Genomic DNA, 17,831 nt, shown 5'->3' with positions numbered 1-17,831 from the left:
TCTCAGTCCTTTTCCATGGTGCATTGCAACGGATGTTGGTGACGCCTGGCGGTATCGATCACTTGGGCGACCTTGGTCTCGGCCACCTCGTAGGTAAAAACACCGCAGACGCCGACACCGTGCTGGTGCACGTGCAGCATGATCCTGGTCGCATCCTCACGCGATTTGTTAAAGAACCTTTCCAGCACGTAGACCACGAACTCCATCGGAGTGTAGTCGTCGTTCAGGATGAGGACCCGGTACAGCGAAGGCTTTTGCGTCTTCGTCTTGGTCTGGGTGACGATCCCGACGCCGGCGCCCGTTCCGCCCTGATCACCTTGCTTTCGCTCGGCCATCAATAAGTTCTCTCTCCAAGGGGCGCCGCGTGCGAAACCGCTTCGCATGGTGAATTAGATATGGAAACCGCGCCGGTTTGGAAGGGTTCAATTCGTCGCCGGGACGATTCAATCACAACCGCGCGTCAAATGACCGCGGCGTCGGCGCCCGAACTCAACCATGACACCATAGCGCCGTGGGGATGCACCCTGGCGAGCACGGCTTCGCGCCCCTCGGGCCACAGAGAAAGCCGGATTTCCATGGGCTTGGCGATTCCCGTGGGGTCCGGCTCCATCCTCAGCCAGGCGAACGGCGACTCGGGTGTCGCCTCGCGGCCGGCGGCTTCGATCGCCGCCGTGATCCGCGCCTGAGTCGCCGCCGGCAGGTACTGCCAGACCACCGAATGATAGAGCACGGTGGCCATGCCCGGGCGCGGCCTCGCCTGGGCCTCGACCCAGTCCGCCGCGTCGCCCTGGTCGGTGGTCGGCGGGTAGAGCCGCGCCAGGGCGATGGCCCCGCGCAGCCGCTCCAGCCGGTCGGCCTGGTCGGCCCAGACATAGGCCTGCAGGCGCAGGGCCTGGTCGGGATCGGCGGTGTCGATCGGCCGCAGGTCGCAGCCGCGGCGCTCCGCCACAGTCAGGTCGACCAGGGGCGGCGCTTCGCCGCGCCATTCGGCGTCGATCAGCACCGGCGAATCCGCGTCCCCCCAGGTCGCGACCTCGCCCAGGCGGTAGCGGAACCGATTCCAATTCTGGTTGAGGCCGGCGCTGGTCCCGATCTCCAGGCAGCGCAGCGGCGACCCGGTCTCCCGGGCCACCGTCATGAACCCGCCCAGCAGGCAGATCGAGCGGCGCACCTCGTTGGTCTGCGGCGGCGAAGGCATGAAGCCCTCGATCACCCCGCGATGGAGCTCGCCGGCGCGCAGGATGGCGGCGCGCAAGGCGTCCTCCTCAGCGTCCGCCCCGTTCGCCGGATAGACCGCGGCCAGGCCGGCGCCGGCGCCGCTGAGCGCCAGGTAGTGAAGCGCCGCCAGCAGGCGCAGCGGCGTTACGTCGCTCAGCGCTTGGGCCGGATCGGCGCCGGCCCAGGGCCTCACAAAGCCGGCATAGGCGCCGCCGGCTTGAATGTCCCAGTCGAGAATCGCCAGCACGCGCGCCGAAAATGGCGACCCAAGATGGGCGCAGGCCGCCCTCTGGAAGTCGAACGCCTGCTTCAGGCCGCTGAAATCCTGGCTCATGCGGCCATCTTAGCGGCCGCGGGGGATCAATAAATCTTGATTGGTCCCATCAACGACTCGGGCGGCTCTTGCACTGCACACGAAAAAGGCCTGGGACAGATCGTCCCAGGCCCTACACTTCGCGGTGGACCGGGTTACCGGTCCGAAGCGGCTCAGCGGGCCGCTTGGAACTTTTCGACCGCGGCGGTGACGCGGGCGTTCAGGGGGGTCAGGCTCTCCTTGACCGCGGCGGCCACGGTCTCCGAGGCCTTGTTCAGCTCAGCCATATAGGTTTCCAGAGCCGACTTTGCCCAGGTGGTCTGAAGCTCGACGGCTTCCTGCACGCTGCGGGCGCTGGTCAGCGACTTGGCCGCGGCGACATTGTCCTCCAGGCTCTTCTTGGAGAAGGCGATCGCTTGCGAGCCAAGGGTTTCCGCGCCCTTGGTGGCGGCGGTGGCCGAAGCCACGAAGGCTTCCAGGTTCTGCTTGGAAGCGGCGTTCATCTCGTTCAGGGCGGTCAGCGACTTGTCGACCGCGTCCTTGAACGCTTGGCTGCTGGCGGCGGTGTACTTCTCCGCCGTGGTCTTGAGGGTCTCGGCGCCGGTGGCCATGTCGAAATCTCCTGTCGGCGGTCTTGAGGGTGGGGGAGCAGGTCCGCGACGACCGGCGTTATGCCGTAGATGTTGCGGCGCGTCAAGATTTTTTGTGCACTGCACAATAGCCTGTGACGCGAATTTCGGTCACTGTCTCCCACGCGCCTTCGATCGCTTGCCTGCATGGGCGTTTACCGGCAGGAAAGGGAATTAGAAGCATGTTAATCATATCAATGGGCGACGCTGTCGCCGGTCATGGACGAGCCTAAGCGTATGTATCAGCCCGCCCGCAGCCTGTTCGCCGCTTTCGGCCTGGGTCTCGCCGCCCTCTCAGGCGTCGCCCTGCCCTCGCTGGCCCACGCGACTCCCGCCGGAGTGACCGAGTCCAAATACGCGGCGATCGTCATGGATGCGAGCAACGGCGAGGTGCTTTACGCCCATAACGCCGACGCCCGGCGTTACCCCGCATCGATCACCAAGGTCATGACCCTCTACCTGGCCTTCGAGGCGCTCTCGAACGGCCGGCTGAAGCTGGACGATCCGGTCTACGTCTCGGCCCACGCGGCCAGCATGTCGCCGACCAAGCTTGGCGTGCCCGCCGGCGGCTCGGTCACTGTCGACGAGGCCATCCGCGCCATGACCGTGCACTCGGCCAACGACATGGCTGTGGCCCTGGCTGAAAAGCTCGGCGGCAGCGAGGCCAAGTTCACCGCCCTGATGACCCTGCGCGCGCAGGAACTGGGCATGACCAACACCCACTATGTCAGCGCCTGCGGCCTGCCGGACGCGCGCCAGGTGACCTCCGCCCATGACCTGGCCATCCTCGCCCGCGCCATGATGCGCGACTATCCGCAGTACTATGGCTACTTCAGCCTCAAGTCGTTCAGCTACCACGGCCGCACGATGGTCAACACCAACCACCTGCTGAACGACATGCCAGGGGTGGACGGGATCAAGACCGGCTTCACCAACGCCTCGGGCTTCAACCTCGCCGCCTCGGCGGTGCGCGACAACCACCGCCTGATCGTGGTGGTGCTGGGCGGCTCAAGCTCGTCCGGTCGAAACCATCAGGTCGAGAACCTGCTCGACACCGGCTTCAGCGTCATGCATCGCCGCGACGCCGGCGAGAGGATCGCCGTGGCGCAGAACATCTTCGAGCCGGGCTCGGCGCCAGAGGCCACTGAGGCCGCCGCAAAGGTTGTGCTGACCGACAGCGAAGTGGCCAGCCTGCGCGCCGCCGAAACCCCGGCGAAGAAGCCGGCGGTGCAGACCGCAGAGGCCCGCATCCCCGCCTCCCCGGCCCAGGCGCGCCTGATCCGCATCAAGGCCGAAGAGGATAGCGAACACCGCACCCGCCGCGGCCATGGCGAATGGCGGGTCCAGGTCGGCTCCTACAAACTGAAGAGCCAGGCCCAGGCCCAGTTGGCGACGATCCAGCGCCGCTATGGCGAGGCCGTCGACGGCGCCCACGGCTCGGTCTCCGAGGCCGGCCGCCACGCCTATAATGTCCGATTCACAGGTTTCTCCGCCGCTTCGGCCAAGGAAGCCTGCCATCTGATGCGCACCCACCGCCAGGCGTGCTTGGCCATGCCGCCGGAAAGCTGAAGCGCAAGCCTCAGCCCTTCAACAGCACATCCCGCGCGAGGTTCAGCTGGGCCGCCAGGCCCGGCGCCCCGCCCTTGTCCGGATGCACACGCTGGATCAGCCGCGCATAGGCGGCGCGAATTTCGGCCGGCCCGGCGGCTTCCCCGACTCCCAGGATCGAGCGCGCCTGATCGCGGCTCATGCCGCCCTGCGGCTCCATTGCGATGGCCTGCCGCGGCCAGCGGGCCGATGCGGTCATGCCAATGCCGAGCAGGGCCAGGATGATGGCCACGACCAGGCCGCCGCGCATGGCCTCGAAGCCTCCCGCGGCGAACAGACCCACCGCCGCTATGGCGCTGGCGCTGCGCCAATGCGCGTAGCGCCGCGCCACGCGCCGGCCCGCCGCCGTGTACAGCAGGGCGACGACCAGGCCGGCGGCGATCAGGTAGCCCATGGGACGGGCCCTCGGGCGAGCGACAAGTTCAGGACGCGGCCAGCTCCAGTTCCGCGGCGTCCGACGAGAGGCCCAGGGCCTGCAGGATCGCGCGAAGCTCCTGGCGAGCGGCGACGTGGCTCAGGGCCACCGGCACCGGGCGCACGGTCGGAGACAGGTCGGCCACGGTCAGGCCGAACGGGAACAGCTCGCGATAGATCACCCGGTCGCGCAGACCCGGCCCCATGCGGAAGCCGACCCGACGCGCCAGCGCGGTCATCCGCTCCTCCAGCCTCCGGCGATTGCGGGCCTCGGTGGTGGCCAGGCGGTTGCGCAGCACGACCCAGTCGATGGTCGTACCCCGCTTGGCGGCCTTGATCTTGCGCGCTTCCCATACGGTCTCGGAATAGATGCTCGGCCGCTTCAGATCGAGCGTCACCGGATCCACCGCCCCCAGAAGGTCGAAGTCGACGAAGCTGTCGTTCATCGGCGTGACGATCATGTCGGCCTGGCCGTGCGCCGCCCGCGACAGGGGCGTGTCGCCCCCGGGGGTGTCGATCAGCACGAAGTCCGAGGCCAGCATGGCTTCGCTCAGCGCCGCATCGAACCGCGCCACCGCCTCGGCCCCGTCTGCGGCCGCCAGCTTGACCGGGTCATCGGCCAGCGGGTGCTCGGTAGGCATGGGCAGGGCCGCATCGGCCGACTTGGCCCAGGCTCTGCGGTTGGCGAAGAAGTGGCCCATGGACTGCTGGCGCAGGTCGAGGTCGATCACAGACACCGTGGCGCCGCCATGCAGCAGAGCCGCCGCTACATGGATGGCGATGGTGGACTTGCCTGCCCCGCCCTTTTCATTGCCGATCACGATCACCCGCGACTGGGCCATCTGGCGCTCCCGCAAACCGTTAACAGGCGGTTAACCAGACACCGCGGCGCTGATTCCCGCAATGAGGCGTACTCCAGCAAGCTGGGGACTAAGAACGTGGTTCTGCGTCGCAGGCGCCTACCAGGCGCCGATTTCTCGAAGCCGCGCGGCCAGCTCTTGCGGCATGGCCTCGGCCGTAGCGTCGTTGGCCAGGTCCGGCGGCGCATCCTTGGCCTCGAAATAGCGCCAGCCCTGAAAGGCCCGCCGCGGCTGGGGCGCGGTCAGGATCAGCGGCTCGTCCAGAAGGATGCGGCAGGGCTGGGTTCCCGATTCCAGGGTGTCTATGGCCAGGATCTTCTGGCGCACCAGCACCTGGCCCTTGATCACCCAGTAGAGCGAACCGCCCTCCAGGATGTCGGCCGCCCGTTTTGGGGTCTGGCGAGTCGGCACGATCGGGCGATGGCCCTCGGCCTTGCGCCGCTCGCGCCAGGCGCGCAGCTCCTCGACGCTGTCGGCCCCGACGCACAGCTTGATCAGGTGCAGCGTCACTAGGCGCGACCGTCCCAGGCTGGCTTGCGCTTGCCGAGGAACGCGGCGACGCCCTCCTTGCCTTCCTCGCTGACCCGGGCGCGGGCGATGCGGCGTGCGGTTTCATCCATTAGGGCGCGGTCGATCTCGCGCCCGGCCACGTCCCGCACGAGCTGCTTGGCGTCGGTCATCGCGCCGGGAGCGCAGGCCATGATGTCGCTGGAGAGCCGCGCCTTGACCGCGTCAAGGGCTGCGGCGTCAGCCACCACCTCGCTAACGAGTCCGAGCGCCAAGGCCTTGTCGGCGCCGAACACCGAGCCGGTGGCGAACAGGCCCGTCGCCGCCCGGGCCCCGACGGCGCGCACCACATAGGGGCTGATAGTCGCTGGGGTCAGGCCCAGCTTGACCTCGGAAAAGGCGAAGCGGGCGTCCTGCGTCGCGATGGCCATGTCACAGGCGGCGACCAGCCCCACCCCGCCGCCAAAGGCCGAACCCTCGACCAGGGCCACGGTCAGCATTGGGATGATGTCCAGCGCCTTCAGCATATGCGCCAGGGCCATGGCGTCGTCGCGGTTGTCGTCCTCGCTCCAGTCCGCCGCCATGCGCATCCAGTCGAGGTCGGCGCCCGCGCTGAACGAGCCGCCCGAGCCGCGCAGGAACACCACCCGAACCCCCTCGGCGCCCTGCAGAGTCTCGAAAATCTCGGTCAGGGCCAGGATGGTCGGGGCGTCGAAGGCGTTGCGCCGATGCGGGCGGTTAAGGGTCACGGTGGCGACGCCATCGGGCGTGGCCTCCAGCGTCACCGGCGCATTCGTGACCTCCTCGCTGATGACGTTCTCGACCAGGGGGTCGCTGATGGGATTGGTCATGGCGGTCCTTCGAAGCACGCGGGAACTTGTGGCCATATTCTCCCGCCCGCCGCCGACCGCAAGCCCGGCGGCCCCTATGACTTGCCCCAAGGCAAGCGGTCTGCGAGGTTCCGCCGGGCGAAGCTTTAAGGACCTTTCCATGACCCGCGTGATTCTCGCCCTGCTGGCCGCCACCACTCTCGCCTCTCCCGCCGTGGCCCAGCCGGCCATGATCAGCCGCTGGGACTCGGGCCAACTGGTCAATGTGCTGCAGTCGCTGGGCGTGAGCGAAATCCATGTGGGCGAGCTGGGCGGCCGCCCGGCCGTGACCGGACGCACCCGCGAGGGCCTCAGCGTCGGCCTGTTCGCCAAGGGCTGCGACGCCGCCAATCCGCCGATCCCCGTGGTCTGCCACAGCATCGAAGGCGCCATCACCTATGACGCCGCCGGCAAGCCCGACCGCACCGCCCTGGCCAACCAGCTGAACCACGACTACGCCCTCGGCAAGTTCATGGCCGAGCCCGACGGGACCATCCGCGGCTCGCGCTACTTCATGCTCGACGGCGGGGTCAGCGAAGAGAACCTGCGCGCCGAGCTGAACGGCTATTTCGCGGTCGGCGCCCTGGCCAGCCGCGCGATCTGGCCGCAAGGCGCGGCGCGCTGATCGCGCGGGAAAAATAGCCGGCCGCGGCGCGGATCGATGGTCAAGATCCCTGACAACATCGCCGAATCGGCCCTGGCCCGGCTGTTCAACGACAGCCGGCTCGAGCCCGAGATCACCTGGTTCTCCCTGCCCGGCGGCGCGATCCTGTGCGAAGCGGGCGAACCCGCCGACCAGCTGTTCTTCGTGCGCGCCGGGCGCCTGGCCGCCTTCCGCCAGGAGGAGGGCCACGAGCCACGCTTCCTGGGCGTGATCCGCCCGGGCGAGCCGGCCGGCGAAATGGCCATGATCGCCGGCTCGCAGCACTCGGCCAGGGTCGTCGCCCTGCGCGACAGCGAGATCCTGGCCATGCCCCGCGCGGTGTTCTTCGCCGCCGCCGAACGCGATCCGGTGGTGATGATCGAGCTGGCCCGGCTGATGATCCGCCGGGCCCGCCAGACCGCCGGCCGGGCCTCCACCGGCGATCCCAGCGTATTCGGGTTCGTCGGCGTCGATCGGATGGTCAAGGTGCGCGACCTGGTCGAGAAGCTGGCCACGGCCATCGAGGCGTTCGGCTATTCGGTGACCACGATCGGCGAGGAGGGCCAGCACGCGCCCACCGAATGGTTCTCCAACGTCGAGGGCGTACACGACTTCGTGCTCTATTCCGCAGAGGCCGACCAGATCGCCTGGAAGCAGATCGTCGGCCGCCAGGTCGACCGGCTGTTCCGCATCGCCCGCGGCGACAAGCCCCCTCCATCCACCCTGGACTATTTCGCCTCGCCCGCCCTGGAAAAGCAGTTCCTGCTCGACCTGATCCTGGTCCAACCCCGGGGCGTGGATCGGCCCGTCGGCAGCGAAGCCTGGATGGAGGCGGTGCGGCCCGCGCGCCTGTTCCATATCCGCAGCGGCTCGGGCGCCGATATCGACCGTATCGCCCGCCTGCTGGCCGGCCGCTCCGTAGGGCTTGTGCTGTCGGGCGGCGGCGCCCGCGCCTATGCCCACGTCGGCGCGATCCGCGAGCTGCGCAAAGTCGGCTGCCCGATCGACTTCATCGGCGGCTCGTCCATGGGCGCCGTCGTCGGGGCGGCGGTGGCGATGGGCTGGGATGACGAGGAGATCGACTGGCGCCTACGCAAGGCCTTCGTCGAAACCAACCCCCTGGCCGACATCGCCTTGCCCCTGATCGCCATGACCCTGGGCGAGGTGGTCGGGGCGCGGCTCAAGGAGCACTTCGGCGAGCAACAGATCTCGGACCTGTGGCTGCCCTTCTTCTGCATCTCCTCGAACCTGACCTCGGGTTCGTTCCAGACCCACCGCCGGGGGCTGCTGCGCGAGGCGCTTCGGGCCTCGATCGCCATTCCGGGGTTGTTGCCGCCGGCGGTGCAGGACAACAACGTCTTGGTCGACGGGGCGGTGATGAAGAACTTCCCCACCGACGTGATGCGTGGCCTGCACCTGGGCCCCGTGGTGGGGGTCGACGTCACCCGTGGCCGAAACATTACCGCCGACGAGGTGGCGCGCCCGAGTTCGGTCTGGCGCTGGTTTCTGTCCGGCCAGTGGCGCAAGGGCCCGCCGATCGTCTCGCTTCTGCTGCGCACGGCCACGGTCTCCACCGGCCGCGAGATCGTCGCCAGCCGCGAGGCTACCGACCTTCTGGTCCTGCCCAAGATGGAAACGGTCGAGATCCGCGACTGGGAGGCCTATGACGAGGCCGCGGCCGCCGGCGAGGCCGCGATGCAGAGCGCCCTGGCCACCTTGACACGCCCGGTCACCGAGTTGCGCCGCAGGGCCAGCCTCGAGGAGTTGGCCGAGGCCGCCGTGGCCATGTAGGGCTCAGCGCCGCGCGACGATGAAAAGCCGCGGGAATGGGAACAGGGTCAGGCCGTCGGCGCGGGGCGGGAAGAATTCGGCCAGGCGGGCCCGATAGGCGTCCAGGAAGGCGGCCTGCTCCTCGGGATCCGGCACGGCGTCGAGATAGGGCCTAAGCCCGGTCCCGCGCATCCACTCCACCACCGGATCGTCGCCGTCCAGCACATGCAGATAGGTGGTCGACCAGATGTCGATCTCTCCGCAGATCGAGCTCAGCCAGTCGAAATAGTCGCTGGCCCCGGCGACGGGTGTCGTCCCCCGTACGCCCGCGAGCTTCGCCGACCAGGCCGGCTCGGCGGCGATATCCCGCAGCACCAGGTGCCAGGCCTCGTGGAACGACAACGGCATCTGGCAGGCGAACACCCCGCCGGGCGCGAGATGCGAGGCCAGCCGCGGGAACAGGGCCGCGTGGCCGCCGACCCACTGCAGCGCAGCGTTGGTGAAGATCAGGTCCGCCGGACGATCCGGGGCGAAGCGATCGATGTCGGCCTGCACCCAGGTCACCGGCTCGGCCCGCCGCCGGGCCACCGCCAGCATTTCGGAACTGGAGTCGAGGCCGAAGACCCGGGCGGCCGGATGGCGTCGGGCCAGCAGGGCGGCCTGCTCGCCGGGGCCGCAGCCCAGGTCCCAGATGGTCTTGGGCGCAAGGTCGGTCGGGATCTGCAGCAGAAGATCCAGCGCCGGCCGGTCGCGATAGGCCTTGTAGCGCTCGTATTGATCCGGATCCCAACTCGGCATGCCTCATCGCTCCTTGGGCGGATGCTGAGCCAGGGGCTCGACCGCATAGATCTGCAGCGCCTCGCCCGGCTCGCTCAAAGGCCGAAGCCAGGGCGGCGGCGGGCCACGGCGCAGGGTCGTCTCGAAACTGCCCGGCCCGACGCGGATCAAGGCGCCGCATTCGACGATATAGCGAACCCCGAGCGCGCGCACCTGGGCTTCGGCCTCGCCGGGCGGCGCGCCGAGGGCGTAGTGGGCGGCCAGGACGCCCCAGGTCATCCGATGATAGGGCGCGGCCAGGGCCGAATGAGGCGTTTGCGCCAGGATGAAGGGACCCAGGTTGATGTCGGCCAGCACCAGTCCCTCGGGCTGGGCCGCCAGGCGCTGATAGGCGGCGACCTCGTAGCAGCGCTCGTTCGGTGACGGCGACGCGCGCACAGGCCACAGCCGCTCGGCCGCCGCCATGCTCGCGGCCGGCGACAGGGCGAGGCTGACGGTCGCCAGAAGCAGAGGGTTGCGGCCGGAGGTGAGGCTGGCGGCCGCGGCGGCGACCAGGGGCAGGCCGAAGGCGAAGGCGTAGTCCTCCTGACGCAACACAGCCAGGGTCGCCGCCACGGCGAGCCCCGCGCAGGCCAGGAGGGTCGCGAGGCCGAGATCGAGCCGCTTTCGCCAGACCAAGATTGCAGCCGCAAGCGCCGTCGAGGCGGCTATGCACAGCACGCGAACCGCCGCCGCAGGATCGGTCCGGATCAGGATCGTCCAGGGCTGCAGCTCCTCGATCCGGTCGAACCAGAACGGCCTCAGGCGCGGATCCACAGCCGCCATGGGGCCATGGATGCAGGCCGGATCGAGCGCCAGATAGACGATCGCCGTGACAAGCCCCGCCACGGCGACGCCGAGCAGCCTCGTCCGGGCGCCGACCTTCATAAGGCTGACCAAGCCGAGGCCCAGGCCTGCGGCGACCAGGCCGGCGACAAGGTTCGCGCCCAGGGCGTCGCACGCCGAGACCGGCCACCGGGAGGGCGGCGTCTGGATCAGGAACAGGCCAAACGCGCCGCCGGCGAGGCTGAAGCCATAGGCCCTGGCGGCCGGCGCGCGCCGATCGCCCAGGACCAGCCCGACCGCAAGCCCCGCGCCGATGAAGGCGTGGAAGGCCAGGGCCTCGATGCCGATCGCCAGGCACAGGGCTGAGGCGAACCCTGCGGCCGCGCCGCGCCAGGCCCCGCGCTCCGCGCCCAGCGCCAGGGCTGCGGCGGCCAGGGTCAAGGCGATCTGCACATTGTGATGATCGATTCGCCCCGGCTGGAACTGGATGAAGGCCCACGGGTCGGCGACCAGCACCAGGGCTCCGGCGAACAGTCCCGCCCGCCCCGCGATCCGATGCGCGATCGACAGGCTGGCCGCCGCGGCCGGCAGGATCCAGGCCAGGGGCCAGAAGGTCCGCGTCCAGAGTTCCGCCCGGTCCGGCGGCAGCACCACTTCGACCGCCCGGACGGTCGCTGCGAGGCCCCCGTCCAGGAGCCGCGACCAATGCATGATGGTCCCCTGCGGCGGCTGCAGGCGCCCGATCCACTGGTCCCACCAGCCCTGCCCCGCCAGCAGGGTCCGCACGCGCACGAGGCGCATGGCGTCGTCGGTGTCTCCCAGGGTGCGGAGCATCGCCTGGTCATGCCGGAGGAACTGGACGCCGACGATCAGGGTGACCACCAGCGATGCGGCCCACAGCATCCACGCATCGGCCAGCCGGGAGGGTTGAGACGAAGCCAGGGGCGCAGACATGCCATCCCTTAGCCGCATCGCCGGCCAAGGCCAAATCCAGCCAAGCGAAAAGCCCACAGGGACAAGGGTTTCTGTTGGCGAAGTTTGGTTTGCGTCGACGTAACCGTCCGGGGTGGGTATAGTTGAGCCGTGAACGCCTGCTGTGGAAAAGTCGCATGGCGCGCCAGCTTCGCTTAGAGCTTCGGCGCCAACCCTCGTTTCGGCGGGAAGACTTCATCATCTCCCCGAGCAACGCTGCTGCGGTCCAGGCCCTGGACGCCTGGCCGAACTGGCATGCGGGGCGCCTCGCTTTGGTCGGACCCGCGGGCTCCGGCAAGTCGCACCTGGCGCGGTGTTGGGCTCGCCGTGCACACGCCGTGGTTCTCGTGGCCGGCGCCGACCGCCCGCCGGACCTGTCGGACTTGCAGGATGGACGTCCTGTCCTGATCGAGAACGCCGACCAGGGCGTGCCAGACGACCTGTTGTTCCATCTGATCAACCGAGCGGACACCGAGGGCTGCAGTCTTCTGCTGACCGCCCGCACCCCGCCCGCAACCTGGCCAGCGGAGTTGCCGGACCTGCGCTCGCGGCTCAACGCCCTGCATGTGGCCCTGCTGCCGGAACCGGACGACGAAATCCTCGAGGCGGTGCTGCGAAAACTGTTCCGTGACCGGAATATCAAACCGTCAGAAGAGTTGATCTCTTACCTGCTCAAGCGAATCGAGCGCTCGGTGCCCTATGCGCGAAGCATCGTCGATCGCCTGGACGAGTTGGCGGACGCCGAACAAAAGCCGGTCAGCCGCGCGCTGGCGCGCCAAATCCTCGAAAGCGATGCAGAAACCTTGAACCTTTTCGAATAGGGCTGAGGAAGGCTTGCGGCGTGAGGCGCCTTAAGCGACAAGTTCCCGGGTTCGAGCAGGGTAAGCGCCATGACCGATACGGCCATCGAAGCTGCGATACCGGATACCTTGACGCCGGTGCCCTCGAGCCCGGCGTTGGACGAGGCGTTGATGGACGCCCCGGAGCGCTTCTTCAACCGTGAACTGTCCTGGCTGGCCTTCAATGAGCGCGTGATCGAGGAGAGCGAGAACCCCCGCCATCCGCTGCTGGAACGCGTTCGGTTCCTGTCGATCTCGGCCAACAACCTCGACGAGTTCTACATGGTCCGCGTGGCCGGCCTGAAGGGTCAGGTGCGCGAAGGCGTGCGGGTGCTGAGCCAGGACGGCCTGACCCCGGCCGAGCAGCTGGAGCGGGTCAACGCCCTGGCCGCCCGGCTGATGGACGCCCAGCAGCACCGCTGGCGCGACCTGCGCGCCGAGATGCAGGAACAGGGCCTGTGCCTGATCGATCCCGGCGACGTCACCGCCATCGAGCGCGCCTGGCTGGCCGACACCTTCCAGAACCAGCTGTTTCCGGTCCTGACGCCGCTGGCGATCGACCCGGCCCATCCCTTCCCCTTCATCCCCAACCTGGCCTTCTCGCTGGTGCTGAAGCTGCGCCGGCATGCGGACGGCCGCTCGATGTTCGCCCTGGTGCCGGTGCCGGCCCAGGTGCGCCGCTTCTGGGAGCTCCCCGCGACGCAAGGGCGCGGACGCAAGTCGACCCGGCGTTTCATCTCGCTGGAAGGCCTGCTGGTCCTGTTCCTCGACAGCCTGTTCCCCGGCTGCGACGTCGAGGCCAGCGGGGTGTTCCGCCTGATCCGCGACAGCGACGTGGAAATCGAGGAAGAGGCCGAAGACCTGGTGCGCGAGTTCGAGGCGCGGCTGAAGCAGCGGCGGCTGGGCTCGGTCGTGCGGGTCGAGCTCGAATCCCTGATGAGCGAGGAACTGCGCACGTTCATCGCCACCAACCTGCGCGCGGCCTCGGACGAGATCGTGATCATCGACGGCATGCTGGATTTGGCGCGCCTGGGCGAACTGATCCCCGCCGACCGGCCGGACCTGAAGTTCAAGTCGTTCGAACCCCGCTTCCCCGAGCGCATCCGCGACCATGGCGGCGACTGCTTCGCCGCCATTCGCGAAAAAGACATCCTGGTCCACCACCCATTCGAAAGCTTCGACGTGGTGGTCCAGTTCCTGCGCCAGGCCGCCCGCGACCCCAACGTGCTGGCGATCAAGCAGACCCTTTATCGGACCTCCAAGGACAGCCCGATCGTCGCCGCCCTGATCGAGGCCGCCGACAACGGCAAGAACGTCACCGCCCTTGTGGAAATCAAAGCCCGGTTCGACGAGGAGGCCAATCTGAAGTGGGCCCGCGACCTGGAACGGGCGGGCGTGCACGTGGTCTACGGTTTCGTCGAGTACAAGACCCACGCCAAGCTATCGATCGTCGTGCGGCGCGAGGGTGAGGCTCTGAAAACCTACTGCCACTTCGGCACCGGCAACTATCATCCGCAGACGGCGAAGATCTATACGGACCTTTCGCTGTTCACCTGCGACCCGCAGCTGGGCCGCGATTCCGGCAAGCTGTTCAACTTCATCACCGGCTACGCCATGCCGGAGAAGCTGGACAAGCTGTCCTTCTCTCCGGTCACCCTCAAGGCCGAACTCCTGCGCCTGATCGCCGTCGAGGCCGAGAACGCCAAGGCCGGCAAGCCTGCCGCCATCTGGGCCAAGCTGAACGCCCTGGTGGACCCGGTGGTGATCGACGCCCTCTATCGCGCCAGCCAGGCCGGGGTGCGCATCGAGCTGGTGGTGCGCGGCATCTGCTGCCTGCGCCCCGGGGTTCCGGGGCTGTCGGACAACATCCGGGTCAAGAGCATCGTCGGCCGCTTCCTCGAGCACGCCCGCATTGTCGCCTTCGCCAACGGCGAGCACATGCCCAGCCCCTCGGCGCGGGTGTTCATCTCCTCGGCGGACTGGATGCCGCGGAACCTGGATCGCCGCGTCGAGTCGCTCGTTCCGGTGGAAAACCCCACCGTGCACGAGCAGGTGTTGTCACAAATCATGGTCGCCAACATCAACGATGTCGCAGCAAGCTGGTATCTGGATGGCAAAGGCGGCTATAGCCGGGCGCGGGGATGGACCCACCGGGCCGCCTTCTCCGCACACCAGTACTTCATGACCAATCCGAGCCTGTCCGGCCGGGGTCACAAGGTGAAGGATTTGCCGCGCGCTTTCGAACATGTCGACGCACGAGGATAGGGTCGAGCACGACGCCGCCGTCATCGATATCGGCTCCAACTCCATCCGCCTGGTGATCTATCGCCTGGACGGACGGGCCATCTGGACCGTGTTCAATGAAAAGGTGCTGGCGGGGCTCGGCCGCGAGGTGATTCACAGCGGCGCCCTGGCTCGCGACGGGGTCGAGGCCGCCCTGGGCGCCCTGCGCCGCTTCAAGGCGGTGCTCGAGGCCGCGCAGCCGGAGACGATCTCGGTGGTCGCCACCGCCGCCGTGCGCGAAGCCAGCGACGGCCCTGCCTTCGTGGCCAAGGTCAGGGAACTGACCGGGCTTTCCGTGCGCGTCCTGACCGGAGAAGAGGAAGCAAGGTTCGCCGCCCTGGGCGTCCTGGCCGGCGCGCCGGACGCGGAGGGCCTGGTGGGCGACCTGGGCGGCTCCAGCCTCGAACTGACCCCGATCGCCGCCGGGGTTCCGGCCCGCGGCATGACCCTGCCCCTCGGCCCCTTCGCCCTGCGCGGCCCGGACGGCTTCGACGCCGGGCGCACCCGGGCCAAGGTCGCCCGGATCCTGGAACGATCGGCCGCCAAGGGCCCCTGCCCGGTGCTCTACGCCGTCGGCGGCGGCTGGCGGAACCTGGCCCTGCTGCAGATGCAGATCGCCGGCTATCCGCTGCAGATCGTGCATCAGTACGAGATGACCGGCGCCGAAGCCCTGGAGGCGGCGCGCTTCATCGCCCAGCAGTCGCGCAGTTCGCTGGAGCGGATCGAGGGCATGTCCAAGCGGCGCCTGGACACCATCCCTTATGCCGCCGTGGTGCTGGAAGGACTTATCGAGCGGCTGAAGATCGAGACGATCGCCGTCTCAGCCTATGGCGTGCGCGAAGGCCTGCTGTTCGAGGCCATGAACCCCGCCCTGCGCAGCCACGACCCCCTGATCGCCGGGGCGCTGGCCCTGGGCGCCCGCGCCGGTCTCGGCGAGGACCTCGGCCCTGCCCTGGAGGCCTGGCTCAAGCCGCTGTTCCAGGGCCTGCCGCCCCTGTTCGGCGACCGCGACCCCGTGCTGATCGCTGCGGCCTGCCGCATGGCCGACCTCGGCGCGCGGCTGCACCCGGACCACCGCGCCGACCTGGTGTTCGAGCAGGTGCTTCGCGCGCCGATCGCCGGCCTCAGCCACCCCGAGCGCGCCTTCCTGGCCGTAGCCCTGTTCTCGCGCCACACCGCCGCCACCGGCACGCCTGAGCGCAACGCTATCGCCCGCATCCTGACCCCCGAGCGGGCCATGCGCGCCCGAGCCCTCGGCGCAGCCATGCGCCTGGGCTGCGACCTCTCCGGCCGCAGCGCCAAGCTGCTCAGCCATTCGCAGCTCTCGGCAGAAGGAGACATCATCCTGCTCACCGCCGATGCAGGCTGGGCCGACATGCTGCTGGGCGAACAGACCGCCAAGCGCGCCAGCACACTCGCCGACGCCCTGGACCTGGGTTTGCGACTGGGGCGCTAGACCGCGAGCTTCTCGGACTTGGAGTCCCCGGCTTCGCCTCCACCGGCAATGGCGGCGATGACCTCGAACAGCTCGGCGATCTGGATCGGCTTTGCCACCACGCTGTCCATGCCGGCGGCCAGATAGGCCTCCACCTGGTGGCTCATGGCGTTGGCGGTCAGGGCGATGATGGGCGTGGGCGCGCGGCCGCTCTCGGCTTCGCGTCTGCGGATCTCGCGGGCGGCCGCCAGGCCGTCCATCACCGGCATCTGGGCGTCCATCAGGATCAGGTCCCAGCTCCCGCCGGACCAGGCGGCCACGGCCGCGGCGCCGTCATCGACCAGCACAGGCTCGATCCCCGCCTGACCCAGCAGGGTCTTCAGCACCAGCTGGTTCACCGGATTGTCCTCGGCCGCCAGAATGCGCAGCGAGGCGCCCTGGCCCGGGAGCGCCGCCTCATCGGCCTCCAACAGCGGCTGGGCTGCGGCCTCGACCGCGTCCAGCGGGAGCCAGACAGTGAACCGGCTGCCGCGGCCGAGGTCGCTCTGGGCGCGGATCTCGCCGCCCATCTGGAGACATAGCTGGCGGCAGATGGCCAGGCCCAGCCCGGCGCCGCCATAGCGGCGCGTAGTCGAGGAATCCGCCTGTACGAACTTGTCGAACAACTGCTCGATCCGCTCCGGCGCGATGCCGATGCCGGTGTCGCTGACCACCAGGCGAACGCCGCCGCCTTCGGCGCCGAGCTCCACCTGGACCGTCCCGTCGGCGGTGAACTTGACCGCGTTGGAGACAAGGTTGTGCACGATCTGCCGCACGCGCAGGGGATCGCCACGATAGGCGCCGGTAGCGTCGGGCGCGATCTCGACCGTGAACGCCACCCCCTTGCCGGCCGCCAGCGGCTCGAAAATTGCGGCGACCTCGCTCACCAGGGCGGCGAGGTCGAAATCGACCACCTCCAGCTCCAGCCGCCCGGCCTCGATCTTGGACAGGTCCAGCATGTCGTTCAGGATCGCCAGCAGCATCTCGCCCGAGGCCCCGATCACCCCCAGGCGCTCGCGCTGGTGCTCCGGCAGGGGCTCGCGCGCCATGGCCTGGACCATGCCCAGGACCCCGTTCAGGGGCGTGCGGATCTCGTGGCTCATGGTGGCCAGAAAGGCGCTCTTGGCCTCGTTGGCCGCGTCCGCCGCCAGGCGCGCCTCCTCGACCACCTTCTGGCCGGCGTAGGCGCGCCGGATGTAGAGTTCCTGGAAATAGCCGGAGAACAGGCCGACGGCAGTCGCCATCGACAGGAAGAAGTTGTTGCTGATCAGCATCGAACGCGGGATCGGATTGATCCAGATCGCCGACACCTGATAGCTGCCGACCAGGAACAGGGCGATGGCGGTGCTGTAGCGGAACTTCAGTCGAATCATGCTGCCGCCGAAGATCACCACCATGATGATCCCCGCGTAGTAGAGGCTGTTGAACGGCGGATCCATGATCGCCGTCATCACCACCACGCCAAAGCCCGTGGCCAGCACGGCGACGGACAGGCCGGCTTGGCCGATGCGGAAGAAATCCCTCAGAAAGCTCAGGCCAAAGACGGCCAGGAGGGTCGGGCAGACAGCCCCAAAGCGGATCAGCAGCAGATAGCTGGTCAGTCGCCCGCCCACCGTCAGGTCCAGCAGGCCGAACACCAGATACAGGCCCAGCCCCGCCATCAGATAGGCGCGGATGAACTTGATCGACTGGGTGAAGATTTCGCGGGTGAAGGCGCGCTCGATATCGGGATCGCGGAAGCGCAGCCAGAGACTGTCCAGGTCGAATCGATCCCCGCTCTGTCCGGCGGGCGCGTATCGCGTATCATCGATCGTGCTGGAGCGCGCGCCG

General features: G+C 68.6%; 16 protein-coding genes. 6 read left to right on the top strand and 10 right to left on the bottom strand.

Translation table 11 applies throughout. The features are described from left to right. Positions 1–2 precede the first annotated feature (2 nt). From clpS to KCG34_RS00745, 3 genes are all read right to left on the bottom strand, one after another. Positions 3–335 (bottom strand): ATP-dependent Clp protease adapter ClpS, encoded by a 333-nt coding sequence (clpS, locus tag KCG34_RS00755; RefSeq protein WP_211938510.1) that lies wholly within the window; start codon positions 333–335, stop codon positions 3–5. Between the two features lie 125 nt (positions 336–460). Continuing rightward, on the bottom strand, positions 461–1,552 hold the full coding sequence (locus KCG34_RS00750) for a DUF2332 domain-containing protein (protein ID WP_211938509.1): 1,092 nt from the start codon (positions 1,550–1,552) through the stop codon (positions 461–463). Between the two features lie 152 nt (positions 1,553–1,704). Then, positions 1,705–2,142: a phasin family protein gene (locus KCG34_RS00745; RefSeq protein ID WP_211938508.1), complete on the bottom strand. Its 438-nt coding sequence runs from the start codon at positions 2,140–2,142 to the stop codon at positions 1,705–1,707. 255 nt (positions 2,143–2,397) lie between these two features. Between KCG34_RS00745 and KCG34_RS00740 the strand changes: the two genes are divergently transcribed. Beyond that, positions 2,398–3,729: a D-alanyl-D-alanine carboxypeptidase gene (locus KCG34_RS00740; RefSeq protein WP_211938507.1), complete on the top strand. Its 1,332-nt coding sequence runs from the start codon at positions 2,398–2,400 to the stop codon at positions 3,727–3,729. 10 nt (positions 3,730–3,739) lie between these two features. On the opposite strand, the gene KCG34_RS00735 is transcribed toward KCG34_RS00740, so the two are convergent. The 4 genes from KCG34_RS00735 to KCG34_RS00720 all read right to left on the bottom strand — a co-directional run bounded on the left by KCG34_RS00735 (position 3,740) and on the right by KCG34_RS00720 (position 6,400). After that, a complete protein-coding gene (locus KCG34_RS00735; RefSeq protein WP_211938506.1) occupies positions 3,740–4,162 on the bottom strand; it encodes a J domain-containing protein in 423 nt (140 codons plus the stop codon). A gap of 28 nt (positions 4,163–4,190) precedes the next feature. Beyond that, on the bottom strand, positions 4,191–5,024 hold the full coding sequence (locus KCG34_RS00730; RefSeq protein ID WP_211938505.1) for a division plane positioning ATPase MipZ: 834 nt from the start codon (positions 5,022–5,024) through the stop codon (positions 4,191–4,193). Positions 5,025–5,141: 117 nt separating this feature from the next. Further along, positions 5,142–5,552 (bottom strand): DUF1489 family protein, encoded by a 411-nt coding sequence (locus KCG34_RS00725; protein WP_211938504.1) that lies wholly within the window; start codon positions 5,550–5,552, stop codon positions 5,142–5,144. Next, on the bottom strand, positions 5,552–6,400 hold the full coding sequence (locus KCG34_RS00720) for an enoyl-CoA hydratase-related protein (RefSeq protein WP_211938503.1): 849 nt from the start codon (positions 6,398–6,400) through the stop codon (positions 5,552–5,554). The genes KCG34_RS00725 and KCG34_RS00720 overlap by 1 nt, the downstream gene beginning before the upstream one ends. Positions 6,401–6,539: 139 nt before the next feature. On the opposite strand from KCG34_RS00720, the gene KCG34_RS00715 reads away from it, so the two are divergent. Both KCG34_RS00715 and KCG34_RS00710 read left to right on the top strand, forming a co-directional pair. Continuing rightward, a complete protein-coding gene (locus KCG34_RS00715) occupies positions 6,540–7,043 on the top strand; it encodes a YbjN domain-containing protein (RefSeq protein WP_211938502.1) in 504 nt (167 codons plus the stop codon). 36 nt (positions 7,044–7,079) lie between these two features. Further along, the gene (locus KCG34_RS00710; RefSeq protein WP_211938501.1) at positions 7,080–8,852 is read left to right on the top strand and encodes a patatin-like phospholipase family protein; all 1,773 of its coding nucleotides are present in this window, start codon (positions 7,080–7,082) and stop codon (positions 8,850–8,852) included. Between the two features lie 3 nt (positions 8,853–8,855). Here KCG34_RS00710 and KCG34_RS00705 read toward each other — a convergent pair whose 3' ends face one another. Both KCG34_RS00705 and KCG34_RS00700 read right to left on the bottom strand, forming a co-directional pair. After that, the gene (locus tag KCG34_RS00705; protein WP_211938500.1) at positions 8,856–9,629 is read right to left on the bottom strand and encodes a methyltransferase domain-containing protein; all 774 of its coding nucleotides are present in this window, start codon (positions 9,627–9,629) and stop codon (positions 8,856–8,858) included. A 3-nt stretch (positions 9,630–9,632) separates the two neighbouring features. Continuing rightward, a complete protein-coding gene (locus KCG34_RS00700) occupies positions 9,633–11,387 on the bottom strand; it encodes an ATP-binding protein (RefSeq protein WP_211938499.1) in 1,755 nt (584 codons plus the stop codon). 155 nt (positions 11,388–11,542) lie between these two features. Between KCG34_RS00700 and KCG34_RS00695 the strand changes: the two genes are divergently transcribed. From KCG34_RS00695 to KCG34_RS00685, 3 genes are all read left to right on the top strand, one after another. Next, on the top strand, positions 11,543–12,226 hold the full coding sequence (locus KCG34_RS00695) for a P-loop NTPase family protein (protein WP_211938498.1): 684 nt from the start codon (positions 11,543–11,545) through the stop codon (positions 12,224–12,226). A gap of 69 nt (positions 12,227–12,295) precedes the next feature. Further along, on the top strand, positions 12,296–14,509 hold the full coding sequence (locus KCG34_RS00690; RefSeq protein WP_211938497.1) for an RNA degradosome polyphosphate kinase: 2,214 nt from the start codon (positions 12,296–12,298) through the stop codon (positions 14,507–14,509). Then, positions 14,490–15,983 carry a Ppx/GppA phosphatase family protein gene (locus KCG34_RS00685; RefSeq protein WP_211938496.1) on the top strand — a complete coding sequence of 498 codons (1,494 nt, stop codon included), beginning with the start codon at positions 14,490–14,492 and terminating at the stop codon, positions 15,981–15,983. The genes KCG34_RS00690 and KCG34_RS00685 overlap by 20 nt, the downstream gene beginning before the upstream one ends. Here KCG34_RS00685 and KCG34_RS00680 read toward each other — a convergent pair. Next, the gene (locus tag KCG34_RS00680; RefSeq protein WP_211938495.1) at positions 15,980–17,662 is read right to left on the bottom strand and encodes an ATP-binding protein; all 1,683 of its coding nucleotides are present in this window, start codon (positions 17,660–17,662) and stop codon (positions 15,980–15,982) included. The two genes, KCG34_RS00685 and KCG34_RS00680, sit on opposite strands and share 4 nt — an antisense overlap. Positions 17,663–17,831 lie beyond the last annotated feature (169 nt).

The sequence above is a fragment of the Phenylobacterium montanum genome (assembly GCF_018135625.1).
GTDB classification, from domain to species: Bacteria; Pseudomonadota; Alphaproteobacteria; order Caulobacterales; family Caulobacteraceae; genus Poindextera; species Poindextera montana.
Note: the sequence above shows the minus strand (reverse complement) of the source record. Positions and strands in the feature narration are given on the sequence as shown.

Coding starts and splice junctions, on each gene's coding strand:
- KCG34_RS00715 (WP_211938502.1), top strand. CDS start 6,540: ATGACCCGCGTGATTCTCGCCCTGCTGGCCGCCACCACTCTCGCCTCT.
- KCG34_RS00680 (WP_211938495.1), bottom strand. CDS start 17,662: ATGGCGGGGCTGGGCCTGTATCTGGTGTTCGGCCTGCTGGACCTGACG.
- KCG34_RS00705 (WP_211938500.1), bottom strand. CDS start 9,629: ATGCCGAGTTGGGATCCGGATCAATACGAGCGCTACAAGGCCTATCGC.
- clpS (WP_211938510.1), bottom strand. CDS start 335: ATGGCCGAGCGAAAGCAAGGTGATCAGGGCGGAACGGGCGCCGGCGTC.
- KCG34_RS00735 (WP_211938506.1), bottom strand. CDS start 4,162: ATGGGCTACCTGATCGCCGCCGGCCTGGTCGTCGCCCTGCTGTACACG.
- KCG34_RS00710 (WP_211938501.1), top strand. CDS start 7,080: ATGGTCAAGATCCCTGACAACATCGCCGAATCGGCCCTGGCCCGGCTG.
- KCG34_RS00745 (WP_211938508.1), bottom strand. CDS start 2,142: ATGGCCACCGGCGCCGAGACCCTCAAGACCACGGCGGAGAAGTACACC.
- KCG34_RS00750 (WP_211938509.1), bottom strand. CDS start 1,552: ATGAGCCAGGATTTCAGCGGCCTGAAGCAGGCGTTCGACTTCCAGAGG.
- KCG34_RS00690 (WP_211938497.1), top strand. CDS start 12,296: ATGACCGATACGGCCATCGAAGCTGCGATACCGGATACCTTGACGCCG.
- KCG34_RS00685 (WP_211938496.1), top strand. CDS start 14,490: ATGTCGACGCACGAGGATAGGGTCGAGCACGACGCCGCCGTCATCGAT.
- KCG34_RS00730 (WP_211938505.1), bottom strand. CDS start 5,024: ATGGCCCAGTCGCGGGTGATCGTGATCGGCAATGAAAAGGGCGGGGCA.
- KCG34_RS00740 (WP_211938507.1), top strand. CDS start 2,398: ATGTATCAGCCCGCCCGCAGCCTGTTCGCCGCTTTCGGCCTGGGTCTC.
- KCG34_RS00695 (WP_211938498.1), top strand. CDS start 11,543: ATGGCGCGCCAGCTTCGCTTAGAGCTTCGGCGCCAACCCTCGTTTCGG.
- KCG34_RS00720 (WP_211938503.1), bottom strand. CDS start 6,400: ATGACCAATCCCATCAGCGACCCCCTGGTCGAGAACGTCATCAGCGAG.
- KCG34_RS00700 (WP_211938499.1), bottom strand. CDS start 11,387: ATGTCTGCGCCCCTGGCTTCGTCTCAACCCTCCCGGCTGGCCGATGCG.